This window comes from Halovenus amylolytica, assembly GCA_004015825.1.
In the GTDB taxonomy this organism is placed as follows: domain Archaea; phylum Halobacteriota; class Halobacteria; order Halobacteriales; family Haloarculaceae; genus Halovenus; species Halovenus amylolytica.
Genome location: SAYS01000041.1, coordinates 1 through 5,174 on the forward strand (window position 1 = coordinate 1; position 5,174 = coordinate 5,174).

Annotated in this window: 6 protein-coding genes; 2 read left to right on the forward strand and 4 right to left on the reverse strand. The window is 60.6% G+C overall.

Annotated elements, in window-relative coordinates; translation table 11 throughout:
- Window positions 1-30: 30 nt before the first annotated feature.
- The 3 genes from EOW68_RS18040 to EOW68_RS18050 all read right to left on the reverse strand — a co-directional run bounded on the left by EOW68_RS18040 (window position 31) and on the right by EOW68_RS18050 (window position 2,886).
- Window positions 31-321 (reverse strand): DUF7565 family protein, encoded by a 291-nt coding sequence (locus tag EOW68_RS18040; protein ID WP_128226545.1) that lies wholly within the window; start codon window positions 319-321, stop codon window positions 31-33.
- Between the two features lie 475 nt (window positions 322-796).
- A complete protein-coding gene (locus tag EOW68_RS18045) occupies window positions 797-1,408 on the reverse strand; it encodes a peptide-methionine (S)-S-oxide reductase MsrA (RefSeq protein WP_128226546.1) in 612 nt (203 codons plus the stop codon).
- Window positions 1,405-2,886: a GAF domain-containing sensor histidine kinase gene (locus tag EOW68_RS18050; RefSeq protein ID WP_128226547.1), complete on the reverse strand. Its 1,482-nt coding sequence runs from the start codon at window positions 2,884-2,886 to the stop codon at window positions 1,405-1,407. The genes EOW68_RS18045 and EOW68_RS18050 overlap by 4 nt, the downstream gene beginning before the upstream one ends.
- A gap of 181 nt (window positions 2,887-3,067) precedes the next feature.
- Here EOW68_RS18050 and EOW68_RS18055 point away from each other — a divergent pair, with 181 nt between their 5' ends.
- Together EOW68_RS18055 and EOW68_RS18060 are read left to right on the forward strand one after the other, a co-directional pair.
- Window positions 3,068-4,069 (forward strand): ComEC/Rec2 family competence protein, encoded by a 1,002-nt coding sequence (locus tag EOW68_RS18055; RefSeq protein WP_128226548.1) that lies wholly within the window; start codon window positions 3,068-3,070, stop codon window positions 4,067-4,069.
- Window positions 4,066-4,359: a DUF3006 domain-containing protein gene (locus tag EOW68_RS18060; RefSeq protein WP_128226549.1), complete on the forward strand. Its 294-nt coding sequence runs from the start codon at window positions 4,066-4,068 to the stop codon at window positions 4,357-4,359. The genes EOW68_RS18055 and EOW68_RS18060 overlap by 4 nt, the downstream gene beginning before the upstream one ends.
- 32 nt (window positions 4,360-4,391) lie before the next feature.
- Here the strand turns inward: EOW68_RS18060 and EOW68_RS19050 are convergent, their stop codons facing one another.
- Window positions 4,392-4,775, reverse strand: coding sequence for a hypothetical protein (locus EOW68_RS19050; RefSeq protein ID WP_431359056.1), 384 nt, complete (start codon window positions 4,773-4,775; stop codon window positions 4,392-4,394).
- Window positions 4,776-5,174 lie beyond the last annotated feature (399 nt).

A 5,174-nucleotide genomic window follows, 5' to 3' on the forward strand; every position in this document is an offset into this window, starting at 1 on the left:
CCCCCCCCCGACGCTGAAAAAGGTGGTAGCTTAGTCGTCCAGTCGGTCGACGACTTCCCGGATATCGGCGACCTCTTCGATTTCCTCTTTGATTTTCTCCCGTTTGCGGACTTCCGCAGCCGAGGCCTCGTACTCCCGGACGTACTCCGCTCGCGAGTGTTCGTCGAAGGCGTGGCGGATCGCAAAGTAGCCGTCAGGAACGACCGCACCGCAGACCTTGCAGTCGACGCGGTCGTGTTCTGCAGCCTGGTGGACCATCAGATCCTCGACGCGGTCGAACGTCGCATTATCTCCGTCGATACCACACGTCCAGCGAGCCATATACCTCTCTTCGGACAGCGGCGTACAAAAACGTTCTCACCTTTTTGAGTTGAGAGTGGTTCTTACAGTACTGGTGTCGACCTGAGCAACCAGAAATCGCCCCTCAGACGACGAATCAGAGGATGCGACTGACAACAGCAAGAAAGCCCCCGGCCCCTTTCATAGTGATTGTTGCGGTTATTTTCGTGACTGAGTCACGGATATCGACGTGTCACGGCGTGTAACACAGAATTTGCGTCGCTAGAGCGGTACAGACTCGCAACAATCAGTATCAGTCCCGCCCGGCCTGGAAAATAACACCGGGCGGGACTGAAAGGGGCGAGGCTCTGAACGACGGCGGACGATGTAAGCACCGGAACGACCGAAGGGAGTGAAGAGCGCAACGAGGCCCCCGAGTTCAGAGCCTCGGGGCTTTCTTGCTGTTTGGAACACCGACTTCGGAATTTCCACTCCTCTACGATACCACTCCTAGACGCTATCGATTCCGAGCGTCGAGAAACGGAATATCGACGTCGTGTCCCGACACGTGGGCATTCAATTTCGCCGCAGCAGGTGAGTCACGGAGTTGCTCGGGGTCGTAGTCGGCCTCGTCGAAGGCTTTTTTCGCCCAGCGCTTGCTCCGGAGGTTGTACTTCTGGTGGTAGTTCTCCGCAGGATAGAACTGTGATAGCTCCTCAATCCGCGTCTCGACCGAGTCGGGATCGAACGGGCTCGTTTCGAGATACTCCCAGACAGCATCGGTCTGGGCCTCGGAGTCCGTGAGCACGACGTTGTGATACTGTCGCTTCCCGGTCTGTCGGCGAGGGTTGTGGCTGGTGAAAATCTCCGGGAGGAGCGCCGCGTAGCCGAGAACAGCCGGATCGTACTCGATCTGAACGACTTCGGTGTGGTCACCGAGGCTGTGATACGTCGGATCGGCTTTCGTTCCACCGGCGTAGCCGACCCGCGTCCGGATGATGCCCTCCATCCCGCCGAACTTCGCGTCCGGCCCCCAGAAACAGCCGACGCCGAACGTGGCAGTCTGGAGCTGGTCGGAATCCGGTGCTGATCGGTCGTACTCGCGCAGGACTGTCGGTGTGAGCATTATCGTTCCTCCAGGGTCAGGAGATGCTGTCCGGGGACGATATCGGGCTGGTGCGTGTATTCGACAGGAGCAGTGGTGGGATCGTCGTGTTCGATGACGAATTTTCCGGTTTCGTGGGTCGCAATCGGCCCGTCCTCGGGGCTCTGTTCGCTGAACGCCGTGATCCGTCGTCCGGTGAGCTCCTCGACTGGGCGTCCGAATATCGCGGCCGCGCTGTCGTTCACATCGAGAAGGTGGCCGTCGTCGTCCAGTAACACCATGGCAACGGGCGCGTGTTCGAATGCAGCCTGGAATCGATCACCGGCACGCCTGATCCGTGGCTCACTGTCGGCCGACTCTGTCGGATGTCGGGGCAGCGAAATCGTGACCGTCGTGCCGTCGGTCGTCTCTGTTGCGATCTCGCCGTCGTGGGCCGAGCCAACCCAGTACACCGACCAGAGGCCGAGCCCACTCCCGTGAACGAGCTGTGTCTCTGTGCCAGTCTGCAAGACATCCCGTTCCGTCTCCGGAATTCCCGGGCCGTCGTCAGCGACTTCGATCTCGACAGTATCAGCGGTCTCCCGGAGCGTAATCTGAATAGTTGGCTCGGGGCCAGCGTGCTCTGCGGCGTTTTCGACGAGTTCCCACACCGCCGTTTCGAGGCTCGGCAGGGCCGGGACCACGAGCCGGTCCGGCCCCCGGAGCGAGATCGTCGCGCTGGGGTAGGCCCCAGCAACCTCTGTGGTGACTCTGTCCGCCAGCGCCCGAATGTCGACCGGCTTGCGGTCGAACTCCGAGTTGAGAATCTTCCCGAGGTGGCGGGCCGTCTCGCTCATCTCGATGAGGTCGTCCGCGGCACTGACGATTTTGTTCTGGCCGGACTCGCCATCGTCAGTCTGCAGGTTCGCACTCGCCCGGATGATCGTCATCTTGTTCCGGATGTTGTGTCGCAACACCCGGTCGAGGAGGTTGACGAGACTCGTCTGTCGGGCGAGTTCGTCCTGCTGGCGCTGGTACTCGAGTTCGTGGCCGAGTAGTCGGCCGATCAACTCCGCAAACATCATCTCCGCCTCGCTGAACGGCTCCGCCCGGGGTTCGCGTGCGACGAAACAGACGGTCCCGTATGGCTCGCCACCGACGGTCAGCGTCGTGCCGTGATAACAGTGGAAATGGTCACTTCCCGGGTCGTCACGATAGCCCTGCTCCGGCGCATCGTGTAACGCAAGCGGTGAGTCTCGCTCCAGTGTATGCCGGCAGTAGGTTCCGCTCAGTTCGGTCGTCGTTCCGGGTGGCACCAGCCCCTCCGAGCCGTCGGTCGTGATGATGGTCTCCCAGTGATCGGTCTCGGTGTCGACGCGCGTTAGAAACCCACTCTCGACACCGAGATACGCCTGCCCGAGTTCCAGCGCCTCGCTGGCTTTCGCCTCGAAGGACTGGTCGCTTTTCATGATCTCGTAGAGACGATGACGAGCCTCGTCGGCGCTGGTCTGTATCTGGCTCATCGCCGATCACTCCTGGCTGACCCAGTCAGTACAGAGAGAGACGACACTGAATACGGGCGCGCGGCTTTCATTCGTCCTACGTTACAGGGCACAGCCATTGGCTCTTTTGATTGATCCGGTGAAAAAATGACAGACAGATGATGGCCGAAATACACATCTGTCCTGGGAGGGTGGATACTGTATGCGCCGCGTTTTTTTCGTCGTTGCGTTGGCGGCCGTGCTGGTTACGGCGGGGTGTGCCGGTAATCTCGCAACGGGGAGTGGAGAGGAAGATATCCAGGAGACAGGGACACCCGACGGTGAGTTCCAGATCCACCACATCGACGTCGGACAGGCTGACGCCACGCTGCTGATCGCACCCAGCGACGAGACGATGTTGATCGACAGCGGCGACTGGCGGGACGACGGCGAGACAGTACTCGACTATCTCGACGAACACGACATCGATCGGATCGACCATCTCGTCTCGACGCACGCTCACGCGGACCACATCGGCGGGCACGCACGCCTCATCGAGACGTACGAAACCGAGCGTGACGGGGTCGGTGCGGTGTACGACTCGGGGGTTGCACACACGAGCCAGACCTACGAGAACTATCTGGATGCAGTCGAAGAACACGACGTCGACCTCTTCGAGGTTCGAGGAGGCGACACGCTTCCGCTCAACGAGACAGTTACAGCGACCGTCCTGAACCCAGCCGAAGAGGAGTCGGGGAGCGATCTCCACGAGAATAGTGTCGCACTCGCGATCGAGTTCGGGGAGTTCGAGTATCTGACCACTGGTGATGCAGAGCAGGAGATCGAATCACGCCTGATCGAAGAGTGGGACAGTGAACTCGACGCCGACGTCTATCAGGCAGGACACCACGGCTCGTCGACGTCGTCGACTCCGCCATTCCTGGAAGAGGTGACACCGGAGATGGCGGTGATTTCGAGTGCCGTCGACAGTCAGTACGGTCACCCCCACGACGAGGTCCTTCAGCGGTTCGCGGACCGCGACGTCGAGACCTACTGGACCGGCGTTCACGGCGATATCGTGGTAACGACCGACGGCAACAACGTCTCCGTCGAGACCGAGCACTCGGCGACGACCGATCCCGCGGAGTTGCTCGACCGCAAGACCGAGGCGACCAGTCGAATCGATCCGGGTATTCACAGCATGATTCCGAGGGCACAGCCATGACCGAGACGTACAGCGCCGTCGTCGACCGGATCGTGGACGGGGAGACAGCAGTGCTGTTGCTCGAACGCGACGGCGAGACGGTCGACGAGTTGACGATGGCGGCCGAAGCGGTACCGGAGCCGGGCCGACACGAGGGAGCAGTGTTCGAGGTGACCGTCGACTGCGGCACAGTCGAGCGCTTCGACTACCAGCCCGAGACGGAGGCCGACCGACGCGACTCCGCACAGCGCAAGTTCGACCGGCTCTCGAAGCGCCTCGGTGAGGACTCGAAGCGTCCCGACGAGGAGTGACCAGCGCAGCCATTCCGGCACGCTGTCGAGCGCTAGTCGACCCAGACGCCGACCACGGTTCCACGGAACAGCCAGACGGTGACACTGTCCCCTTCTTCGCCGTCTGGAACACGATCGTGATCGACGACGTACTGCCCGACTGTCTCGCCGTCTGATTCGAGCAGTATCACGACGTGTTCACCGTCGACGATCCGGTCGATCGTCCCGGTATGAATGCCGTTCCGTGGCTTTTCCGCCAGTGTCTTTGTCTTCGATGCCATCGTCTTCTCGGCCGCCGTCTCGCTCTGTTGTGGAGCAGCGGGTAAATCGTCGGATCTCGCGCTCGCTGCGCCGGTGGTGATACCGAGAATCGCAGCGAACAGCATGGTGAATTTGCCGAGCACGCTCCGTCGAGTGAGTGAATCTTCGTCTGTCACAGGGGCTCTGGTCGCCCATTCCTATATAAATCTCAGTTCGAAGACTTGGGATTCCCGGAAAATCTGAGGTGTTACACAGCAAAAAAGCCCCGCCCCTTACAGTCCCGCCCAGTGTAGCTTTTCAGGCCGGGTGGGACTGAAAGGGGCCGTCCGCCTGGCGGCGGAGCCGCCAGGTTATAGATGGTCGGCGTTGCCGACCATCCGCTCGATCCGTCCCAGACGAAGCAAGGACCGTCGTCCGAGAGACTTCGTCTCTCGGGATCACGAAAATCTTTGCCCAGTAGGATCGATAGACTGCACTGGAATTCACTGTCGTAAGCGTCGCAGAATGTTGTAGACGACGGCGATGAGAATTATTTCACGAAATTGGAGGAACCACGACCGAGCACTGACGCTCGT